Origin of the sequence: Salibacterium qingdaonense, assembly GCF_900114715.1 — a bacterium.
GTDB classification, from domain to species: Bacteria; Bacillota; Bacilli; order Bacillales; family Marinococcaceae; genus Salibacterium; species Salibacterium qingdaonense.
Genome location: NZ_FOTY01000009.1, coordinates 70,192 through 91,359 on the forward strand (window position 1 = coordinate 70,192; position 21,168 = coordinate 91,359).

At 49.6% G+C, this 21,168-nt stretch carries 23 protein-coding genes; 17 read left to right on the plus strand and 6 right to left on the minus strand.

Features of this window, described 5'->3' with window-relative positions:
• Positions 1-84 precede the first annotated feature (84 nt).
• The 10 genes from sufB (at position 85) to BM058_RS09250 (ending at position 9,917) form a co-directional block, all read left to right on the plus strand.
• Positions 85-1,482: a Fe-S cluster assembly protein SufB gene (gene sufB, locus BM058_RS09205; protein ID WP_090926744.1), complete on the plus strand. Its 1,398-nt coding sequence runs from the start codon at positions 85-87 to the stop codon at positions 1,480-1,482.
• Between the two features lie 80 nt (positions 1,483-1,562).
• Positions 1,563-2,426: a DUF72 domain-containing protein gene (locus BM058_RS09210; protein ID WP_090926745.1), complete on the plus strand. Its 864-nt coding sequence runs from the start codon at positions 1,563-1,565 to the stop codon at positions 2,424-2,426.
• A 67-nt stretch (positions 2,427-2,493) separates the two neighbouring features.
• Positions 2,494-3,318, plus strand: coding sequence for a sulfite exporter TauE/SafE family protein (locus tag BM058_RS09215; protein WP_090926746.1), 825 nt, complete (start codon positions 2,494-2,496; stop codon positions 3,316-3,318).
• 37 nt (positions 3,319-3,355) lie between these two features.
• A complete protein-coding gene (locus BM058_RS09220) occupies positions 3,356-4,741 on the plus strand; it encodes a bifunctional metallophosphatase/5'-nucleotidase (protein WP_090926747.1) in 1,386 nt (461 codons plus the stop codon).
• 60 nt (positions 4,742-4,801) lie between these two features.
• Complete coding sequence (locus BM058_RS09225) at positions 4,802-5,914, plus strand: HD-GYP domain-containing protein (RefSeq protein ID WP_090926748.1); 1,113 nt, start codon at positions 4,802-4,804, stop codon at positions 5,912-5,914.
• A gap of 14 nt (positions 5,915-5,928) precedes the next feature.
• Positions 5,929-6,723: a thymidylate synthase gene (locus tag BM058_RS09230; protein ID WP_090926749.1), complete on the plus strand. Its 795-nt coding sequence runs from the start codon at positions 5,929-5,931 to the stop codon at positions 6,721-6,723.
• A complete protein-coding gene (locus tag BM058_RS09235) occupies positions 6,720-7,211 on the plus strand; it encodes a dihydrofolate reductase (RefSeq protein ID WP_090926750.1) in 492 nt (163 codons plus the stop codon). The genes BM058_RS09230 and BM058_RS09235 overlap by 4 nt, the downstream gene beginning before the upstream one ends.
• A gap of 64 nt (positions 7,212-7,275) precedes the next feature.
• Positions 7,276-8,130: a sporulation protein YunB gene (yunB, locus tag BM058_RS09240; protein ID WP_090926751.1), complete on the plus strand. Its 855-nt coding sequence runs from the start codon at positions 7,276-7,278 to the stop codon at positions 8,128-8,130.
• Positions 8,131-8,283: 153 nt separating this feature from the next.
• Positions 8,284-9,804, plus strand: coding sequence for a sodium-dependent transporter (locus BM058_RS09245; protein WP_090926752.1), 1,521 nt, complete (start codon positions 8,284-8,286; stop codon positions 9,802-9,804).
• Positions 9,805-9,809: 5 nt separating this feature from the next.
• Positions 9,810-9,917, plus strand: coding sequence for a methionine/alanine import family NSS transporter small subunit (locus BM058_RS09250; RefSeq protein WP_090926753.1), 108 nt, complete (start codon positions 9,810-9,812; stop codon positions 9,915-9,917).
• Positions 9,918-9,995: 78 nt separating this feature from the next.
• On the opposite strand, the gene BM058_RS09255 is transcribed toward BM058_RS09250, so the two are convergent.
• The gene (locus BM058_RS09255) at positions 9,996-10,991 is read right to left on the minus strand and encodes a M23 family metallopeptidase (RefSeq protein ID WP_090926754.1); all 996 of its coding nucleotides are present in this window, start codon (positions 10,989-10,991) and stop codon (positions 9,996-9,998) included.
• 136 nt (positions 10,992-11,127) lie between these two features.
• Between BM058_RS09255 and lipA the strand changes: the two genes are divergently transcribed.
• On the plus strand, positions 11,128-12,084 hold the full coding sequence (gene lipA / locus BM058_RS09260; protein ID WP_281244690.1) for a lipoyl synthase: 957 nt from the start codon (positions 11,128-11,130) through the stop codon (positions 12,082-12,084).
• A gap of 1 nt (position 12,085) precedes the next feature.
• On the opposite strand, the gene BM058_RS09265 is transcribed toward lipA, so the two are convergent.
• Positions 12,086-12,697 (minus strand): YhcN/YlaJ family sporulation lipoprotein, encoded by a 612-nt coding sequence (locus BM058_RS09265; protein WP_177195496.1) that lies wholly within the window; start codon positions 12,695-12,697, stop codon positions 12,086-12,088.
• Positions 12,698-12,808: 111 nt separating this feature from the next.
• Between BM058_RS09265 and BM058_RS09270 the strand changes: the two genes are divergently transcribed.
• Positions 12,809-13,129, plus strand: coding sequence for a YutD family protein (locus BM058_RS09270; RefSeq protein ID WP_407690170.1), 321 nt, complete (start codon positions 12,809-12,811; stop codon positions 13,127-13,129).
• A 117-nt stretch (positions 13,130-13,246) separates the two neighbouring features.
• Here the strand turns inward: BM058_RS09270 and BM058_RS09275 are convergent, their stop codons facing one another.
• Both BM058_RS09275 and glpX read right to left on the minus strand, forming a co-directional pair.
• Positions 13,247-13,528 (minus strand): hypothetical protein, encoded by a 282-nt coding sequence (locus tag BM058_RS09275; protein WP_090926756.1) that lies wholly within the window; start codon positions 13,526-13,528, stop codon positions 13,247-13,249.
• Positions 13,529-13,617: 89 nt separating this feature from the next.
• On the minus strand, positions 13,618-14,592 hold the full coding sequence (glpX, locus tag BM058_RS09280; RefSeq protein ID WP_090926757.1) for a class II fructose-bisphosphatase: 975 nt from the start codon (positions 14,590-14,592) through the stop codon (positions 13,618-13,620).
• 151 nt (positions 14,593-14,743) lie between these two features.
• Between glpX and BM058_RS09285 the strand changes: the two genes are divergently transcribed.
• From BM058_RS09285 to thrB, 5 genes are all read left to right on the plus strand, one after another.
• Positions 14,744-15,199, plus strand: coding sequence for a DUF86 domain-containing protein (locus BM058_RS09285; RefSeq protein ID WP_090926758.1), 456 nt, complete (start codon positions 14,744-14,746; stop codon positions 15,197-15,199).
• Complete coding sequence (locus BM058_RS09290; protein WP_090926759.1) at positions 15,196-15,975, plus strand: TIGR01457 family HAD-type hydrolase; 780 nt, start codon at positions 15,196-15,198, stop codon at positions 15,973-15,975. The genes BM058_RS09285 and BM058_RS09290 overlap by 4 nt, the downstream gene beginning before the upstream one ends.
• A gap of 160 nt (positions 15,976-16,135) precedes the next feature.
• Complete coding sequence (locus tag BM058_RS09295; RefSeq protein ID WP_090926760.1) at positions 16,136-17,443, plus strand: homoserine dehydrogenase; 1,308 nt, start codon at positions 16,136-16,138, stop codon at positions 17,441-17,443.
• Entirely contained in the window at positions 17,440-18,510 is a 1,071-nt protein-coding gene (gene thrC, locus BM058_RS09300; RefSeq protein ID WP_090926761.1) for a threonine synthase, read from the plus strand. Before BM058_RS09295 ends, thrC begins: the two co-directional genes overlap by 4 nt.
• On the plus strand, positions 18,500-19,429 hold the full coding sequence (thrB, locus tag BM058_RS09305; RefSeq protein ID WP_090926762.1) for a homoserine kinase: 930 nt from the start codon (positions 18,500-18,502) through the stop codon (positions 19,427-19,429). The genes thrC and thrB overlap by 11 nt, the downstream gene beginning before the upstream one ends.
• Positions 19,430-19,506: 77 nt before the next feature.
• Here thrB and BM058_RS09310 read toward each other — a convergent pair whose 3' ends face one another.
• Positions 19,507-19,749 (minus strand): NifU family protein, encoded by a 243-nt coding sequence (locus BM058_RS09310; RefSeq protein WP_170841014.1) that lies wholly within the window; start codon positions 19,747-19,749, stop codon positions 19,507-19,509.
• A gap of 140 nt (positions 19,750-19,889) precedes the next feature.
• Entirely contained in the window at positions 19,890-20,960 is a 1,071-nt protein-coding gene (locus tag BM058_RS09315; protein ID WP_245736917.1) for an NAD(P)/FAD-dependent oxidoreductase, read from the minus strand.
• Positions 20,961-21,168: the final 208 nt, after the last annotated feature.

Below are 21,168 nucleotides of genomic sequence, written 5' to 3' on the forward strand. Positions count from 1 at the left end.
TGGGAGACAGAACCCGATAACCTTGTACAACGGCAGAAAATCGAAAAATTCTATGGATTTTTCTAAAAAGGAGGTCATTCAATAATGGCTAAGCAAATGCCGGAAATGGAAGAGTACCAGTACGGGTTTCATGATAAAGACGTTTCGGTGTTCCGTTCCGAACGGGGACTGACAGAAAACGTTGTTCGTGAAATATCCAATATGAAGGAAGAACCTCAGTGGATGCTGGACTTCCGCCTGAAAGCACTGGAACAGTTTTATAAGATGCCGACGCCGCAGTGGGGCGGAGACCTGTCGGGTCTTGACTTTGACGATATCACGTATTATGTGAAACCTTCCGAGCGCTCGGAAACATCATGGGATGAAGTACCGGAAGAAATCAAGAACACGTTTGATAAACTAGGCATCCCGGAAGCCGAGCAGAAATACCTTGCCGGTGTATCCGCGCAGTACGAATCGGAAGTGGTGTATCACAACCTTCAGGAAGATCTTGAAGAAATGGGTATCGTATTTAAAGATACAGATACAGCTCTGAAAGAAAATGAAGATCTCTTCAGAGAGCATTTCGGAAAAGTTATTCCTCCGTCAGACAACAAATTCGCAGCACTGAATTCCGCGGTTTGGTCCGGCGGTTCCTTCATCTATGTTCCAAAGGGAGTGAAGACCGAGACACCGCTTCAGGCATACTTCCGTATTAACTCGGAAAGCATGGGGCAGTTTGAGCGGACCCTTATTATTGCCGATGAAGACAGTTCCGTTCACTATGTGGAAGGATGTACCGCTCCGGTATATAATAGCGACTCCCTTCACAGCGCTGTTGTGGAGATTTCGGTAAAACGAAACGCATACTGCCGTTATACAACCATCCAGAACTGGGCGCCGAACGTGTATAACCTTGTCACAAAGCGTGCAACAGCCGACGCAGGTGCGACGATGGAATGGGTCGACGGCAATATCGGTTCCAAGCTCACGATGAAATATCCATCGGTCCTGATGCGCGGGGAAGGTGCGAAAGGAACCATTCTTTCCATCGCCATCGCAGGTAAAAACCAGCATCAGGACGCAGGTGCAAAAGTGATGCATCTCGCGCCGAACTGCTCTTCCACTATCGTTTCGAAGTCGATCTCCAAACACGGAGGTAAGGTGACGTACCGCGGCATCGCCCACTTCGGACGGAAAGCGGAAGGCTCCAAATCGAAAGTGGAATGCGATACGCTGATCATGGACAATGAGTCCACGTCAGATACGATTCCGTATAACGAGATCATGAACAATAATATCGCTCTTGAACACGAAGCCACGGTTTCCAAAGTATCGGAAGAACAGCTCTTCTACCTGATGAGCCGGGGCATCTCTGAAGAAGAAGCGGTGGAAATGATTGTGATGGGCTTTATCGAACCATTTACGAAAGAACTTCCAATGGAGTACGCGGTCGAAATGAACCGTCTCATCCGTTTCGAAATGGAAGGATCCATCGGTTAATAGACGAACACTATGAGAAAGCGGACCCGTCCGAAGGGTTCGCTTTTTCCTTTCATATTAATACATAAGGGGAGACTGGTATGATTCTGACAGGGTTGACAGGCTGGGGAGATCATGACCTGCTGTATCCGCCGGGAATCCGGCAGCAGGAAAAGCTGGAAGAATACAGTGCCCATTTTCCGGTGGTGGAGCTTGATGCCTCGTTTTACGCTGTACAGCCGCTGAAAAATATGGAGAAGTGGATCCGGCAGACGCCGGAGCGTTTTTCGTTTATTGTGAAAGCGTATCAGGGGATGACAGGACACGAACGCGGCGAAATCCCCTTTTCCTCCAAAAAAGAAATGTTTGCTGCTTTCAAGGCTTCACTTGAGCCGCTGCAGCAAGCGGGAAAGCTGGCGATGGTCCTCTGTCAGTTTCCTCCGTGGTTTGAATGCACCAAGGAAAACGTTGCTTATCTGCGCTACGTCCGTGAAGAACTGGCACATTTTCCATGCGCTCTCGAGTTTCGTCACTCGTCCTGGTTTAACGAAGAGTGGAAAGAAAAAACATTGGCGTTCATGAAGCAGGAAGAATGGATTCACAGTATCTGTGACGAACCACAGATCGAAGAGGGATCGGTGCCGCTTGTGCTGCGTGCGACAGATCCCAAAAAAACGCTTGTGCGGCTGCACGGCCGTAATAAGGAAGCATGGAGACGTCCGGTACAGGGGGAGAACTGGCGCAATGTCCGCTATTTGTACAATTACTCCTATGAGGAGTTGAAAGCATGGTATGAACGGCTGCAGTATTTGGAAAAAGTAACGGAGAACATTTATTTCATTTTTAATAATAATTCCGGGAGGCATGCCGCGCCGAATGCAGAAACTTTTCTTAAGATTGCCGGTATTTCCTATAAAGGACTGGCTCCACGGCAAATTTCATTGTTTGATGATATGGAATCATAGTAGAATGGAATAATGAATTCTTTACAAGGAAACGTAAGGGAAGCAGATAGCAGAAAAGAGGATTACTATGGTTTGGATCCTGTTGATGATGACAGGTCTCCTGGCGGGAATACTGGGAAGCTTGATGGGGCTTGGCGGCGGTATTATTGTTGTACCGGCGTTGATGGTATACAGCGGCATCCATGAGTTTTTTTCCCATGTTACGCCGCAGACGGCGGTTGGCACATCCCTGTTGATTATGATATTCACCGGTCTCTCCTCAACGCTTGCCTACATGAAACAAAAAAAGATCGATTATGTTGCAGGGGCTGTATTTTTTATCGGAAGCGGACCGGGGGCATTAACCGGAGTCTGGTTGAATAAAGGTATGGAAACAGAGCCGTTTCTTGTTTGGTTCGGTATATTCATGATTTTTATGTCATTTATTCTGATCGTCCGTAACCGGCTTCCTGCGATGAAAGCCCCGAAAAAAGGGATCCGCAGGACATACATAGATGCAGAAGGGGACGAAAAGGAATACGGTTTTCAGCCAATTACTGGTGTGCTGACTGCCTTTGTTGTAGGGATGTGCTCGGGCCTGTTCGGCATTGGCGGCGGTTCGCTCATGGTACCGGTCATGATCCTTCTTTTCAGCTTTCCTCCTCATACAGCTGTGGCGACCTCCATGTTTCTCGTTTTACTTTCCGCGCTGACCAGCTCCGTTTCCCACATTGCTCTTGGAAATGTAGAGTGGCTGTATGCGCTGGCACTCATACCGGGAGCCTGGTTTGGAGCGAAAATAGGAGCCGCTGTCAATCAACGCCTGAAAAGCAATACCCTTGTCCTTATTCTCAGGATATTTCTTGTGATCATAGGCATACGTTTAATATGGCAGGGAGTAACCGGAACTTAGCATCACGTGGCAGTTATGAAAAAGGCGGTGCACGTTATTGTCTTCTATACAACCTATTTATTTATACCATACGAATGATCTGCACAGTAACCTGGAACAATGGCCGGCAGCGGTGTCCTATATGAAAGAACGGAGCCGTTTTCATGAAAAAAAAGACGAAACTGCTCTGTTTTTTGATCTGGGAGATCATGCGGACCGGGTTCATCCAGTGACAGAAGCGACCCGGGGGAAAGGAAATGTGGCGCTTCTTAATCACGCCGGCATACAATACGCTTCTATCGGTAATAACGAAGGGATTACGCTGTCCAAAGATGAACTGGAAGCATTATACGAAGAAGCAGATTTCAAGGTGCTTCTGGCTAACCTTTTTGATGAAAACGGGCATCTCCCCTCCTGGGCTGAGCCCTATAAGATTGTCGAAACAAAAGAAGGGGTAAGGCTCGGTCTGATTGGAATGACTGTTCCTTTTTACCCGTTCTACCGTGAACTGGGCTGGGATGTGAGGGATCCCGGCGGCATTCTCCCCGGTCTTGCAGCAAAAGTGAGAAAGCAGGCTGATGCTGTGATTCTTCTATCCCATCTCGGCTATCCCCAGGATGAAGAGATTGCCAGGACGTACTCGGACATCGATGTTATTCTCGGAGCTCATACGCACCACCTGCTGAAAACATCCATTCTGCTGAATGATACACTTATCGCCCAATGCGGAAAAAGCGGGTATTATGCCGGGCAGGTGAAACTGGAATTTGATAAAGAAACGCATCAACTCGTAAACAAAGAAGGGGCAGCTGTCGATATCAGTAAGGAAGAACCTGACAGCGATACGAATCATCTGCTTCAACAATTAAAAAGTGATGCAAAAGAGACAATGAACAGAGCAGTGGCGTCTATTAAAGAGCCTCTGCCGGTCTCCTGGACGGACGCTTCCCCTTTTGCTGATAAGCTGGCGCAGGGGTTAAGAGAATGGTGCCGTGCAGAAATTGCCATGGTCAATTCCGGTTTGCTGCTGGAGTCTCTGCAGGCCGGGACGGTCAGTCGAGCAGACCTTCACCGTCTCTGTCCGCATCCGATTAACCCTTGTGTACTGCCGGTACCGGGAGCTGTGTTAAAAGAAACCATTTTAGCTGCTTTTACCGAAAAAATGATCCATCTTCCGGTGAAAGGTCTCGGATTCCGAGGAGAAATGATGGGAAGAATGGCTTTTTCGGGTCTGGATCTTGTCTGGGAAGAAAGAAAACATGGAGCGCAGATAAAGACGGTTCTGATTCACGGAGAACCCCTCGACCCGAAACGGACGTATCAACTTGCTACAGCGGATATGTTCACCTTCGGCCCGTTATTTCCGGGTCTTGCCCAATGTGGTCCCAAAACGTATTACATGCCGGAAATGATGCGGGACGTACTGGCAGCTGCACTCAAGTAAAGCGATGGGGGAATGAATTGATCAGCAGAGGATTCGGGGAGAAATGGGAGTGATACTGCAATGAAAATAAAACGGGTCCAGTCTCTGAAGCCCGGTGAAAAGCTGGGACAAGCTTTGGTCGATGATGAAGGAAAGATTCTGCTTCAACGTGGAGTGGAATTAACACCTGTGCTCATTAAACGTTTGATGGATAAATCATTCACGTATATTTATGTCGATGATCCGCTCACTAATGATATTGAAGTGAAACAGCCGCTCCGGGATGAAACAAGGCTTCAAGCTGTACAGACAATGAAAGAAGAGTTCAGCTGGATCGGCAGGGAGGAGAACCTGGCCGGCTCTTTTAAAGGACAGAATTTAAGCAAAACGTTCTCCGGCATTGTAGATATGGTCCTAAGCGACGTGAAAAGCCACGACGAAGCCATCGGACTGCTGTCGGATGTGCTGCTGTATGACTCCTATGTATTCACACATTCACTCCAGGTTACCGTGTATACACTCCGCCTTGCGTTGGAGCTTGGCTTTTCGGAGAAAGCACTGCGCGAAATCGGCCTTGGTGCTATTTTGCACGATGTCGGAAAGATGATGATTCCGGAGAAAGTGTTAAATAAACCGGGAAAACTGACTGATGAAGAGTTTGAATTGGTAAAGCAGCATACATCGGATGGGTATTATATTCTCAAAGATATGCCCAATGTCCCGATCCTTGCCGCTCACTGCGCCCTTCAGCATCATGAACGTATCGATGGAAGCGGATACCCGGAAGGACGCAGGGGGAAAGATATACATGACTATGCGAAAGTGATGGCGGTAGCTGATGTGTTTGACGCCGTAACATCCCACCGGGTATACCGTAAAGCGATGCTTCCTCATGAAGGGCTTGAGATTCTGTATAAAGGGGCGGGGACCCTTTTTGACAATGAGATCGTTGCTGCGTTCCAGAAAGTTATTGCGCTTTACCCGAATGGGGTTAGCGTCAATGTGAGTAACGGAAGCAAAGCGGTCGTAGTCAGGAAAAACCGGAATCTCCCGTGGAGACCGGTTATACGAGTGGTTGAGCAGGAAGGGGAAGCGGTTTTTGAACCCTATGACATAGACTTGTCGGTTCGTATGGATATTACGATTGCTAACGACGAAGACGATGAACAGGAGATGGATGTATACCATTTTTGAAAGGTGGAAGAGGGATGGAACAATATTTAACCCTGTGCCGGCACATTCTTGATCACGGCATTCAAAAGGAAGACCGTACCGGAACCGGCACAATCAGCACGTTCGGCTGGCAGATGCGTTTTAATCTTGAAGAAGGGTTTCCGGTCATAACGACAAAAAAACTGCATCTGCGGTCGATTATCCATGAGTTACTGTGGTTTTTGAAAGGAGATACCAACAACCGGTATCTCGAAGAAAACAATGTACGCATCTGGAAGCCGTGGGCCGGTGAAGACGGTGAACTGGGACCGATTTACGGGAAGCAGTGGCGTTCCTGGGAAGGGGCGGACGGAAAAACGGTCGACCAGATTTCACAGGTGATCGACCAGATCAAAACAAATCCTGATTCCCGTCGTCTGATTGTGAGCGCCTGGAATGCAGCGGAGATTGAAGACATGGCCCTTGCTCCCTGCCACTGTTTGTTCCAGTTTTATGTGCACGACGGGAAGCTGTCCTGTCAGCTCTACCAACGAAGTGCTGATATGTTTCTTGGCGTGCCGTTTAATATTGCCTCCTACGCGCTTTTGACCAAGATGATTGCGCAGATATGCGGACTGAAGGCATATGAGTTCATCCATACATTCGGTGACGCCCATATTTATCTGAACCACGTGGAGCAGGTGAAACAGCAGCTTGAACGGACGCCGCGTCCGCTTCCGGAAATGAAAATTAATCCGGAGATCGACTCCATCTTCGACTTTTCGATTGATGATTTTGAATTGCAGGGGTATGATCCGCATCCGCATATCAAAGGGGAGGTCTCGATATGATCAGCTTTGTTGCCGCGATGGATGAAAACCGGCTGATCGGGGCGGACGGCTCGATGCCGTGGCACCTTCCAAACGATCTGAAACACTTTAAAAACGTCACATACGGCGGGCCTGTCATTATGGGACGGAAGACGTTCGAATCGATTGGAAAGGCGCTTCCCGGACGGAGAAATATCGTCGTAACTTCGAACCCTTCCCTGGATGCACCGGACTGTGAATTGGTACATTCCATTGAAGAAGTCAAGGCGCTGGACGATGAGGATCCGAAAGAAGAATTGTTTGTTATCGGGGGAGAAGCGTTGTTTGAGGAACTGCTGCCGCAGGCCTCCAGGATGCACCTTACGTTAATCCATGATCATTTCAACGGCGATACATATTTCCCGGCATGGGAAGAAAAAGACTGGCGCATTGTTTATGAAGAACAAGGTGCTGTGGATGACAGAAACAGGTTTCCCCACACGTTTTTAACGCTCGAACGAAAACAGTAAATCATGGATTGAACCCGTCTTTTTCTGCATATATATGAAGCAGGCAAAGGAGGACGGGGCACCCATGAAAAAACGGGGACGACTTTTCAGGAAACCACGGCTTCTCAGAGGACCGCTCCCTTTCCGGTATGTGTTTTTGATATCGTTTATTCTATTTGGATTGTTCACGGTACAGGGACTGATACTGGTCGAAAAAGGAATACGGCCGACGTTGATGGCCATTGCTCATACTGAAACCCAGAAACTTGCGACCCAGGCGATTAACGATGCCATTTCGAATAAAATTGTGGAGAACATTGATGTGGAAGACATTATTGACATGCAGCATGATAACCAGGGCAATGTATCTTCCATTAACTTCAATTCGAAAATGTACAATCGGGTTCAGTCAGAATCCGTCATGCGGGTACAGCGGTATCTGCAGATGATGGAAGAAGGAAATATCAAAGATCTCGGACTGCCTCAGGAAATTGAGCAGGAGCTAGACACAGAGCAATTTACCGAAGACGGAATCATTCATGTTATTCCACTGGGGCAGGCTACCAATAATGCACTGCTCGCCCAGCTCGGTCCTCGTGTGCCGGTACGTTTCAGCGCCATCGGTCACGTGAAGGCATCGATGAGTGAATCGATTATTGAGTCAGGCATCAACAATACGTATGTCAGGGTATCGATTGATATCAAAGTCGACGTCCGGGTCGTCATTCCGTTTGCGACCGATACCGCAGTAGTGGCGACATCCATTCCTGTCGGCGTAGCTTTCATATCTGGAGAAGTGCCGGAGTTTTACAACGCAGGAGACGGCGACATGCCTTCCCCGGCTGTTATACAAGAAGAAGATATTACGAGTGGCGGCGGGGAGCAGGAAGAAATCGAAGAAACCGAAGAACCGGCGCTCGAAGAACGAACAATGGAATGAAAAACTGTTTTGACAAATATCACAGAAAAAATTACAATAATACAATGAATTATCAGAAAATAATGGAGCAGAGGAGGATAGGAGTCGTTCCTTATTGCAACACTATTCTGAATATATAAACAGCGCACAACATATTAAAAAGGAGACAGAATCATGAGTATGAGAGAGCAGTGGGGAACACGCGCCGGCTTTATTCTGGCTGCGGTCGGCTCCGCGATAGGGCTCGGAAATATCTGGCGTTTTCCGGCCACAGCCTTTGAAAACGGCGGCGGTGCCTTTTTCATCCCTTATTTATTTGCCCTGCTCACGGCGGGGATTCCGCTTTTGATTATGGAATTTACAATAGGTCATAAATACCGCGGATCCGCGCCGCTGAGCTATGCCAGAATGAATCCGAAGTCAGAGTGGATCGGCTGGTGGATGGTGCTTGTCGCGTTCGTTATTTCGACGTATTATGCGGTTATCATCGGCTGGGCGATATCCTACAGTATTTTTTCTTTCAATCTGCAGTGGGGGCAGGATACAGAAACCTTCCTGTTTCAGGACTTTCTGCAGGCTGCTGATCCCGGGCAGGTCGGAGGTCTCGTTCCAGGTATCCTGATTCCGCTCATCATCGTATGGGCCGTCACGCTCGGAGTGATTTACCGCGGTGTTAAAAAGGGAATCGAATTCGCGAACCGGATTTTCATTCCGACACTCTGTATTATTTTCATTATTATCGTTATCCGCGCGGTGACGCTTCCCGGAGCGGCGCAGGGTCTGCAGGCCTTCTTTGAGCCTGATTTCACTGCCATTATGAACGGCGATGTCTGGGTGGCGGCATATGGTCAGATTTTCTTCAGTTTATCGATCGCGTTTGCGATTATGATTACGTATTCGAGTTACCTTCCGAAAACATCGGATATCACGAACAATGCCTTTATTACCGGATTCAGTAACTCCAGTTTTGAACTGCTCGCCGGGATCGGTATTTTCGGAGCACTTGGCTTTATGGCCACCCAGTCCGGCGTACCGGTGGAAGATGTGGCAGCAGACGGCATAGGCCTTGCTTTTGTTGTCATTCCGCAGATTATCAACCAATTCCCGGTGCTCAGCGGGCTGTTCGGATTTCTGTTTTTTGCTTCCCTGACACTGGCGGGACTTTCTTCATTAATTTCCATTACGGAAACCTACGTGAAAGGCTTGTCGGAGAAATTAAACCTTTCCCGCGGCAAAGCCGTCCTGTTCGGGGGAGGTCCGGCTGCGCTCATTTCGCTCTTGTATGCGACGCGCGGCGGTATTAACTTCCTGGATGCGGCAGATTATTTCATCAACCAGTTCGGTGTGGCACTGCTCGGCCTGGTGGAAGTTATCACCATTGCCTGGTTTATGCGCAGACTCGGTGTACTTCAGGATCACGCCAACGGTATTTCCGATATCCGGGTCGGCGGATTGTGGAAACTCTGTCTCGGTCTTATTACCCCGATTGTACTCGGGTATATGATGTTTGATCTTTTCCGGCAGAATCTGTTGAAGCAGTTTGAGACCGATAACGGAAACTATGAGGGTTATCCGGATATGTTCATCCTGACAAACGGTTGGTCGGTCCCGGCGGCTGCCCTGATTATTGGTGTCATTCTGGCTCTTATCCGCTGGAAACGTAATCCGGAAACCGAAGCGGACAAGGAGGCGTGATAGAGATGACAGGCGGCGCTGTATTTATGATGATTCTCGGTATGGTCATTATCTGGGGCGGTCTTATTTCAAGCATATTGTATGCCCGGAGTAAGACTAAACAAAGAAAATAACGCATACCAGCCAAAAGGCTGTCCCGTTTGATGCGGGACAGCCTTTTCCTGTGTGCTGCGGTATGGCCGGCGTTTTTTTTACGCAGAGGCATCCTTTTTCGCCTGTTTCTCCCAAGACTTCAGCGAAGGGTAAGGGTCAAACGACCACTCGCTGTATCCGTTATCGCGGTACATGCCGTAGTGCAGATGCGGCGGGAATTTTCCCTCGGTGCCCGGCGGGCCGTACCCGGAGCTTCCCACGTAGCCGATCGTGTCTCCCGGGGCGACAATATCCCCTTTTTCCAGTCCTTCTTCATAACTGGTTAAATGACCGAAATAATGATACGTATTGGTGAGATCCCGGATACCGAGCCGCCAGCCTCCGTATTTATTCCACCCTGTCAGTTCCACAACGCCGTAGGATGTGGCCAGCACCGGAGTTCGGTAGTCCGCGAAGATGTCTGTTCCTTCGTGAATACGGCGGCCTCCCCAGCCGCGGGAGTCCCCCCACGTGCTGTTGTAACTGTAGTTATAACGAAGCGGCACGGGGAAAGCATGGTCATCCAGGTCAAGGGTGCCGTATTTACGGTAAATCCGCGCATGGTTCGTGATGCTGCGCACCGCCTGGTCCCGTTTATAATAATCCCACAACCCTTTGCGGATGTTGTTGTCATCATATCCGTATCCCGAAAGGTAGTCTGCGAACGTGTACAGCACATCCGCGTCTTCGGATAGAGAAGCGGTACCGTTGCCGTTTCCGTCCAACCCGACCCCATTAAACATGGAAACAGCCACCGGGTTCTCTGCATCAAATTCTGGATTCAGCGGCCCGCTCCATTCTTTCGGGGAATAATAAATGCTGATAACGCCCTCCGCTTCTTCCCGCTCATTTCCAGCGCGGCGTATCCCTCTTTCATAAGCATCGGCGCCGGCCAGCCAGTACCAAGGAATGTGAGTGACGGTTTCCATATTTTTAAAAAGTGCCATGCGTTCGGCGTAAACGTCCTGTTCCGGATCTTCCTCCGCATCAGCGGTTATTGTTTCTGCTGTACCGAAAATCAACAAGACAGCCGTCATTATCATTATTTTTCTCATGTTTATCATTCTTTCTTCGTTAATTTTCTGGTCATAGTGTGTGACATATGAGCATTTTCATTATCGCCAAGTATTGGAAAGGAAAAAAGAAATTTGGCGGGGGTGTGCCGGACATGTTAAAGTAAAGGATATACAGTTGTTACATGAAAGATCTTCCTACCCGAAACAAGCAGCAGGAGTGATAAAAGTGGCAAAAACAGAAGAGTATCTGCGTAAACCGGAATGGCTCAAAATAAAATTGAATACCAACGAATCCTATAAAGGCCTGAAAAAAATGATGCGGGAGAAAAACCTGCACACTGTCTGTGAAGAGGCGAAATGCCCGAATATCCATGAGTGCTGGGGTGAACGGAAGACAGCGACATTCATGATACTCGGGGACGTCTGCACACGGGGGTGCCGTTTCTGCGCGGTTAAAACCGGTCTCCCGAACGAACTCGACTGGGGCGAACCGGAACGGGTGGCTGAGTCTGTAGAGCAGATGGGACTGCGCCACGTTGTCATTACCGCAGTAGCCCGGGATGACTTGAAAGATGGAGGTTCTGCGGTTTTCGCTGAAACAGTGCGTGCCATCCGCCGCCGCAATCCGGGAACGACCATTGAAGTGCTGCCTTCTGATATGATGGGACGTCCGGAAAACCTGGAAACCCTGATGGAAGCACGTCCGAATATCCTGAACCACAACGTGGAAACCGTGCGTCGTCTGACTCCGAAAGTAAGAGCGAGAGCTACATACGAACGCACCCTGACGTTTTTGCAGCAGTCCAAGGAACTACATCCGGATATTCCGACAAAATCAAGCCTGATGGTCGGACTTGGAGAAACGAAAGAAGAGATTGTCGAAACGATGGACGATCTCCGAGCTAACGATGTCAATATTTTGACGCTCGGACAGTATCTCCAGCCGTCAAAAAAGCATCTGAAAGTGCAGCGTTATTATTCTCCGGAAGAATTCGCCGAACTGAAGGAAATAGCGATGGAAAAAGGGTTTAGTCACTGTGAAGCCGGCCCGCTCGTACGCTCTTCCTATCACGCGGACGAACAGGTCAACGAAGCACAGGTACTCGAAGAAGCAGACAAATACCGCGCGTAGTTCATGGTGAAGGCCGCTGCTCCTGCATGGAGGCGGCCTTTTCTTTCGGAGTGGTTGGTTGTTCTGTCGTTTCCAGCATGGTGTCAATCGTGTGATGGAGGGCTTCACGGCCTTCACTCGAGCGGGCATCCATGCCTTTAAATGCTTCGAGATCCTGAATCATGGTCGGATTATCCGTAACAACGGTAACAAAAAAATAGGGGACAGCGGCTTCCACCATCATTTTCACGTGTTTTGCTGCTTCACTGCTGGCGTCGGAATCTGGTTCGAAGGCCGCCAGTGCATATTCATTGGTAATTAACACACCGGCTTTGCTCACATCCGGGGACGTAACGAGAATCCTGCTTAATCCTTCTGCGATGCGCTGGCGGTCCAGGAGGTCATGCAGGGACAAATCTTCGTCGAGATCCGGTTCTGTGCTGCCGCTTTTGTTCCATCCAAACAAATTCCCGGTACTGCGGCCTTCCGGAGCGTCATCTTTATTATTGGAGATGTAATCAAGCGAATCCTCCGGGCCGTATTCGGCAGCCAGATCTTCTTTATCCATACTAGTGAACCCGCTGCATCCCTGCATGAAAAGACAAAGAATAACAATAAAAACGATTGTTCTCATGATGCATTTCCCCCTTTGCTTCAAGTGGTCCTGCATTTAGTATGGCTGCCTGGCCGGCATTCTAAGATGGGAATTAGCGGTAATATACGAAGCGGCGGGGGATGTGCTATAATGGCAGTGATAAGTAAAGTGAGGTGTTTGGTTGTGATACAGGTTCACGGCCGCAACTACGAACTGCTGGAAGAATCAAGGGACGGCTGGGATGAACAGGTTTTTAAGGAACGCTACAGCGAAGTGCTGAATAAATACGATTATATTGTAGGCGACTGGGGGCATAATCAACTGCGCCTCCGCGGCTTTTTTGAAGATTCCAGAAAAAAGGTATCATACGATTTTAAAATCGGTACCCTCCAGGATTACCTTCTCGAATATTGTAATTTTGGCTGCGCTTATTTCGTACTGAAGCAGGTGCGGGAAGAACAGACCGAATAAAAAACGAAACATCAAACGACGCAGCAGTGCCCCTCAAACGTTTTATTGATACTCCAACGTTTGAGGGGCACTGCCTTTTTTCATGAACCACCCTGGTTTTTCAAGCTCCCGTGTATTTTACTTTTTCTTTTGGGAATAGGAATGAACAGGGTGACTGTTTGGATAATGCCGCGGGTTGTCGTTGTGGAGATTTCTGTTTTCATACGTAAACGCACTGACGGCATGCTGTCCTTTTTTCCAGGACGTGCTTTTTCCGGGCTTTTTGTTAATAGGAGAGCCGTACGGTCCCTCTGGAAAAATTTCCGGAAGTACGGTATCACGCGCGTCTTCCACGTTGGAGAAATCTTCGTATTCCGCGGATTCATGGCGTTCCCGGTTTTTCTCATATCGGTTCGGCATGTTTTTCCCTCCTCCGTTTTAAAATGCCCGGCTGAACGGCCGGGCATAAGAGGGAATATCTGTTGCGGCATCTAAAGAAAAAGCCGGTCCTACTCTTCTTCCATAATCAGATGAGGTTTATGTTCGAGATGGTGATGAGCTTTAATGAACCGTACGGTACGTGTTTTGGCGCGCATCACGATGGAATCCGTTTCGGTCCAGTCTCCCCCGAGAAAGCGGACGCCTTCCAGAAGTTCACCCGAAGATACGCCGGTAGCTGCAAAGATGGCGTCGTCGCCTTTGACGAGATCACGGAGTTCCAGCGGTTCATCTGTATCTTCAATGCCCATCTCACGACAGCGCTGCAGTTCCTCGTCATCTTTTGGAGCGAGACGGGCCTGCATGTCGCCGCCAAGCGCTTTAATGGCAGCCGCGGAAATGACACCTTCCGGAGCACCTCCTGTTCCGACAAATAAATCAATACCCGTCTGCGGGAGTGCCGTGGCTATGGAAGCGCCGACGTCCCCGTCCCCGAACAATTTCACCCTTGCTCCTTTGGCGCGTACCCGGTCAATCAGAGGCTGGTGGCGCTCCCGGTCCTGAATGATAACCGTCAGGTCGCGGACTCGTTTGTTGGTCATCTTGGCTGTTATTTCAATGGTTTTTTCAATCGGGTCATCAATTCGTATCAGCCCGGCGGCTTTAGGTCCAACGACGATTTTTTCCATGTACATATCCGGAGCATGAAGAAGGGTCCCCCGGTCTGCCACCGCAATGACTGCCATAGCATTGGCCCGTCCGCCGGCGACGATATTGGTTCCCTCAAGAGGGTCGACGGCAATATCAACTTCCGGTCCTTCACCGCTTCCGACTTCTTCGCCGATATAAAGCATCGGCGCCTGGTCTTTTTCGCCTTCGCCTATAACAACTGTGCCTTTGCAGCTGACAGAATCAAACATGGTCCGCATCGCGGTTGTCGCTGCATCGTCGGCTTCATTTTTTTCGCCGCGGCCGAGCCACTGGGCGGATGCAATACCTGCCGCTTCTGTCACCCGGACGATTTCAAGCGCTAATTCTCTATCCACAGTGTGTCCTCCTCCATCTTTTCCAGGTAAGAATAAATCCGTCATTATCCTATCACAAAAGAGAGGTCAATGGATAATTTCTTTCATGGAAAACGAGGGAGCGGCATGTGGTATAATACGATGAGAAGATGTCAGAAGAGGAGGTTTTGACTTGTATTTTGTAGACCGGAAAAAAATCGAAGAGATATTGGAGTACATGGAAACATTGGCGGCAGCATTCAAGAGCCTCGATAAAGTGGACACTCAGATTGAGAAACTGGCGCTTGAGAGAATGGCACAGGGCTGGGTGGAAGCCGTAACTGATACAGGCAATCAATTGATCGACGGGTTTGTGATGAGGGATCCCGGCAGTTATGAGGACATTGTGGATATTTTAGAGGATGAAAATGTGCTGCCTGAAGAGGAGGCGCAAGGTTTGAAAAGCGTTATAGGATACCGCCGCATGCTGCTCCAGGATTATTATGCAATCCAGGTGCACGCCCTGCATGAAACATTGTCCGGCAATCAGCAGGCGCTCGAACATTTTCCCGGCCGCGTGCGTACCTTTCTCGCACATGAACCGGGCACTGTTTCGGCTTTTCTGCCGGAGGAGGACCGCGGGCAATGAAGGAAGACCATGCACCCTATGAGGCGTATCTTTTCGATCTGGACGGAACGATCTACCGGGGCGCCGATCCTATTCCTGAGGCCGTTGATTTTGTGAACAGGCTCCGTGACAAAGGCATCCCCTACGTATTTGTCACCAATAATTCAACAGCACCGCCGCGCTCGGTGGCAGAGAAATTGAGAAAGATGGGGATATCGTGCAGGGAAGACCAGGTGCTTACGACAAGCATGGCAGCTGCGTCTTACATACAATCCCGGGGACAGTCCGATCCGAGTGCCTACGTTATCGGAGAAGCCGGATTGAAAGAAGCCATACAGACCGCAGGGATTGTGGAGAAAGAAGACCATCCTGATTACGTTGTCATGGGAATGGACCGTGACCTCACATACAGCAAACTGGCAGCTGCCTGTACCGCCGTCCGAAACGGTGCTTACTTTATCAGTACAAACGCTGACAAAGCCATGCCGTCTGAAAAGGGATTTGTTCCCGGTAACGGGTCGTTAACATCTGTTGTCAGTCTTGCTTCCGGAGTGGAACCGGTTTTTATCGGAAAACCCGAGAGTACGATGGTGGATCAGGCCCTGCAGATGCTTGGTGTACAAAAGGAAGAGCTGCTCCTTGTAGGAGACAATTATGACACAGATATTGCCGCCGGGATCCGTGCCGGTATCGCGACGCTTCATGTCGGAACCGGCGTGACGCCGGCGCATGAAATTTCCTCCAAACCTGTTCTTCCCACTCACGCGGTAGCGACGTTGTCGGACTGGCGTCTGTGACACCCGGGCACCTGTGTTTATTCAACAGAGGTCCGTTCTGCGCTCTTGTAAAATAACGCAAAACCTTATATAATGTCCATTATAAAAAGACATTTGTTTTTGTCGTGAAAACACATTAATCGAATCAGAAATAGATAGAAGCAGCAGGAGGAGAGAGAAAATGACCCAAAAAGCGGCGGTTGGCATATTAGGTCTTGGAACCGTAGGAAGCGGTGTGATCCGGATACTTGAGGCTCACAGGAAAGAACTGACGCACCAGACCGGGTGCGATATATATGCGAAAAAAATACTCGTTCAGGATGCATCCAAGCAGCGTGATGTGAATGTAGAAGGTATGACGTTGACCGAAAATGCTGCAGACGTTCTGGAAGACCCGGAAATCCGCATCGTTATTGAAGTAATGGGAGGAGTGGAAGAATCCCGGGATTACATTCTCCAGTCGCTCGGCAGCAAAAAACATGTGATTACCGCAAACAAAGATGTTATGGCTCTGCATGGAACGGAACTGCTTCAGGCAGCCGAAGACAATGGCTGCTGGCTGTTGTACGAAGCAAGTGTCGCCGGCGGAATTCCCGTAATACGAGGGATGACCGAAGGCCTGGCCGCCGATCGAATTTCGCGGATTATGGGAGTGATGAACGGGACGACCAATTATATTCTGACGAAAATGTTCCAGGATGAAAGGGACTATGAAGAAGTCCTTGCCGAAGCTCAGGATCTCGGTTTTGCAGAAAGTGATCCGACATCAGATGTGGACGGCCTTGATGCTGCCAGAAAAATTGCGATTCTGGCAAGGCTTGGTTTTTCCACGAATGTGGAACTTGAGGATGTTGAAGTGGAAGGTATACGAGGCGTAACGACAGAAGATATGCAGTACTGCGCCCAGCTTGGTTACAGCCTGAAATTGATTGGGCTTGCCAAGAGATTGGAAGACCGGATTGAGTTGACCGTACAGCCGATGCTCATTCCAAACGATCACCCTCTCGCTTCCGTGCAGGATGAATACAATGCGGTGTATATTCACGGGGAAGCAGTAGGAGAAACAATGTTCTACGGACCTGGTGCCGGATCGCTTCCAACAGCAACGGCGATTGTATCGGATGTGACTGCTGTCGTAAAAAATATGATGCTTGGAGCAGAGGGAAGTACGATTTCCAAACCGCTTCACACGAAAGTTCTTCAAAACAACGAGGAAGTAGAATCGAAATACTTCATCCGTCTTCATGTGAAAGACCAGACAGGCACATTCGACGATCTATCCACTTTGTTCAAAAACGAAGATGTCGGATTTGATAAACTCCAGCAGTGGCCGCTTGAAGAAGAGAACGGCGCGGCGTCGGAAGTCGTTATTATTACGCACAGCACCAACCGGGCAGCCTATGAACGCATATACCATGAACTGGAGAACATGGACGTTGTTATTGATGTAAAAAGCACGTACCGCGTAGAGGGAGGAAAAGTCTCATGAGCAGCTGGAAAGGTTTGCTCCATGCCTATGATGAATTACTGCCATTGACAGAAAAAACCCCGAAACTGTCGTTGAATGAAGGAAACACTCCTTTAATCGGACTCGAGAATCTGTCTGAGCAATGGGGAGCCGAAATATACGTAAAAACCGAAGGGACGAATCCGACCGGTTCGTTTAAAGACCGGGGAATGGTAATGGCGGTTGCCAAAGCCAAAGAAGAAGGCAGCAAAGCTGTCATCTGTGCTTCCACCGGTAATACCTCGGCTTCAGCTGCCGCTTATGCGGCCAGAGCCGGACTCCGCTGCATTGTCGTCATCCCCGAAGGCAAAATTGCGCTTGGAAAACTCGCACAGGCAGTGATGTACGGAGCGGAAGTGTTTGAAATCCAGGGCAACTTCGACCATGCCCTTGAGATTGTCCGCTCCATCAGCGAAAAAGAAAACATTACGCTCGTGAACTCCGTCAACCCATACCGGATTGAGGGCCAGAAAACATCAGCCTTCGAAATTTGTGATGCACTCGGTGATGCACCGGATGTGCTTTCCATACCGGTTGGTAATGCCGGAAACATTACCGCTTACTGGAAAGGGTTTAAAGAGTATCATGAGAGCAAAGGAACAGCTCTCCCGCAAATGCGCGGTTTTGAAGCGGAAGGCGCTGCTGCGATTGTGCAGAACCGCGTTATCGATTATCCGGAGACTGTGGCCACTGCCATCCGCATTGGTAATCCGGCAAGCTGGTCGAGTGCAGTCGAAGCAGCGGAGGAATCAAACGGATCTATCCGGTACGTCACCGATGACGAAATACTGAACGCCTATCAGCTCCTTGCCCGGAAGGAAGGTATTTTTGCCGAGCCGGCATCGTGCGCTTCCATTGCCGGTCTGAAAAAACAGCTGGAGAGTGGTGAAATCGCCAAAGGTTCCAAGGTGGTGTGTGTACTCACCGGTAACGGACTGAAGGATCCAAGCACCGCCATCGACACAGTAACCGTGAAGCCGACCGTTATTCCGAACAGCGAAGAAGCCTTTCTGGAGAAGATTAAAGGAGGTGCCGCAGGTGCAAGATGAGAAACTGGTCATTACCGTGCCGGCGAGTTCCGCGAATCTTGGCCCGGGGTTTGATTCAATCGGTCTCGCTGTGAACCGCTATCTGACACTGGAAGCAGAACCGGCTCCGGAATGGCATTTCTCTTCTGATTCCGCGGAACTTCAGGATATCCCGCAGGGAAAAGAGAACTTCATTTATGTGGCAGCAGAGGAACTGGCCAGGCAGCTGGGGCTGGAACTGCCCCCGTGCCGCGTGAAAATGACCAGTGACATTCCGCTTGCCCGCGGACTGGGAAGCAGTGCAGCGGCTATCATCGCCGCTGTGGAACTGGCTGATCGATTAACCGGCGCTTCTCTTTCGAAAAAGGAGAAAATGAGATTTGCGAGTCTATGGGAAGGTCATCCCGATAACGTAGGCCCCTGCCTTTACGGCGGGCTGCTTGTCGGAGCTCATTCCCAAGATGCGACGGACATGGTTCATTGTGGTGTGCCGGGGGTTGATCTTGTCATGGTTATTCCAGCGGCAGAATTAATGACAAAAAAAGCCCGCGGTATCCTCCCTGAACAGGTGGAGTATCATCAGGCCATCCGCGGCAGTTCCGTCAGCAATGTATTAGTCGCGGCGCTCATAAAAGGAGATTGGGAGCTTGCCGGGAAAATGATGGGACAGGACGTATTTCATCATCCGTACCGGGCGAAACTCGTTCCTGGTCTGGAAGATATCATGGAACATGCCAAAGAGTACGGGGCATACGGCGCTGCGCTTAGCGGCGCGGGCCCTACCGTGATGTGTCTTGCTCCGCGTGGCAGCGGGGAAACGGTTCAAAAACAGCTGCAGATGGATTTCCCCGATTTTGATGTGCAGACGGTACAGCCCGACGCATTTGGGGCAAGCGCCAAGTACGTGCAGATGAGCGAAGACAGTACGATGAGCATGTAGCCGCTGCTTTCAGACAGATACCGCAAAAAGAAGCGGGATCCGGTTTTGCCGGACCCCGCTTCTTTTTGATGCTGTATTTAGAATACCTGCTCCAGTTCGACAACGCCTGGTACTTCTTCGAGCAGTGCGCGTTCAATACCGGCTTTGAGTGTGATGGTGGAGGACGGGCAGGAACCGCATGCTCCCATCAGCCGAACTTTCACGATGCCATCTTCTACGTCTACTAATTCAACATCCCCGCCGTCACGAAGGAGGAACGGACGGAGTTTTTCGAGAACTTCATTAACCTGTGCATACATATTGTCAGTCGTCTGCGGCATGATTCAATCTCTCCTTTCTTCTACCTTTACCAAACGCAAGGCTTACTACACATTCTACTATGAAATACCCGTAAGTGGCAACCGGCACAGCTCCGGGATAACGTCCACAAGTATTCTCCCTTTTGAAGATAAGTTTTGTGTTATACGCCGGAGTGGTGTTTATACATCCACAGCACACCACTTTTAAGAAGTCGCGCAACCCGGCCGGTGAGTGCTGTATCTCCCATGACACCGAAGCCATGTTTTTTGCCGAGGGAGCCGAGGACTCCTTTCAGTTTAATCGGAGGAAGCCGGTTCGGGAGTTCCTCTCCTTTCCAGCGCTTTTTCAGGATGGATGCAATCTGTTCTCCCTGACCTTCGGCAAGCTGGGCGCTTGGTGCGTGGGGGAGGCTGGCACAGTCGCCTACAACATAAACATTTTCATCGTCCGGAAGGTGATGGTGGTTGGTAAGGATGATACGATCTTTATCGTCTTTTTCCACATCCAGGTTACGAACCACCTTATTCGGCTGGACACCTGCTGTCCAGATAATGGCGTCAGAAGGCATAAACTCATTGTGGTTATAAAGGCCGTCTTCCTCCACCTTGGTGATATCGGAGTTACTGATGACATCCACATTGTTTTTTTCAAACCAATTCTGCACATAGTTGCTGAGTCTTTTCGGGAACATCGGCAGAATGGTCTCGCCCCGGTCAAATAACCGGATATACAAATCATCCCGGCTTTCCCGGAGCTCGCTGGACAATTCCACTCCGCTGAGTCCTGCGCCGACAACCGATACGACGGAGTTAGGAGGAAGGTTGTTCAGTGCTTCGCTGGTGCGGCGCGTTTTTTCCATACTTTGAATGCTGTACGTGTGGGTATCAGCGCCCGGAACTCCGTGATATTTGTCCTCACAGCCAAGCCCGATAATCAAGTAATCATAAGAAACAGGTTCCTCTCCGACCAGGTGAATCAGGCGGTTCTCCCTGTCGATCTGTTCCACGGTTCCAAACCGAAGAACCAACCGGTCCTCTTTCGGAAACGGGACGCGGACTTCCTGATCGGATTCTGTACCGGCGGCAAGGGCGTAGTATTCTGTCTTCATACAGTGGTAAGGGAGCTTATCAATCAAAACGAGTTCCACGTCATCGGGCAGTTCGTTCGGAAGCAGCTTCTGAAGAATCCGCATTCCTCCGTAGCCGCCGCCTACCATAACTAATTTTTTCATCATGCGATGTCCCCTTTGCGTTAAAATACTTTGCAGACTTACATGCACAAGCGACATTAATTCATGCAGAAATGCGTCTTTTGTTTCCTTTCTGCAGACAGCCAGAGTGTAATAAAAATGGCTGCTGATCACTGAAGCCCAGGTCCGCAGAGAAATGTCAGGTGCAATATCCTGATTTTTCATTCCTTCTTCCAATAGTTCTTCCCAT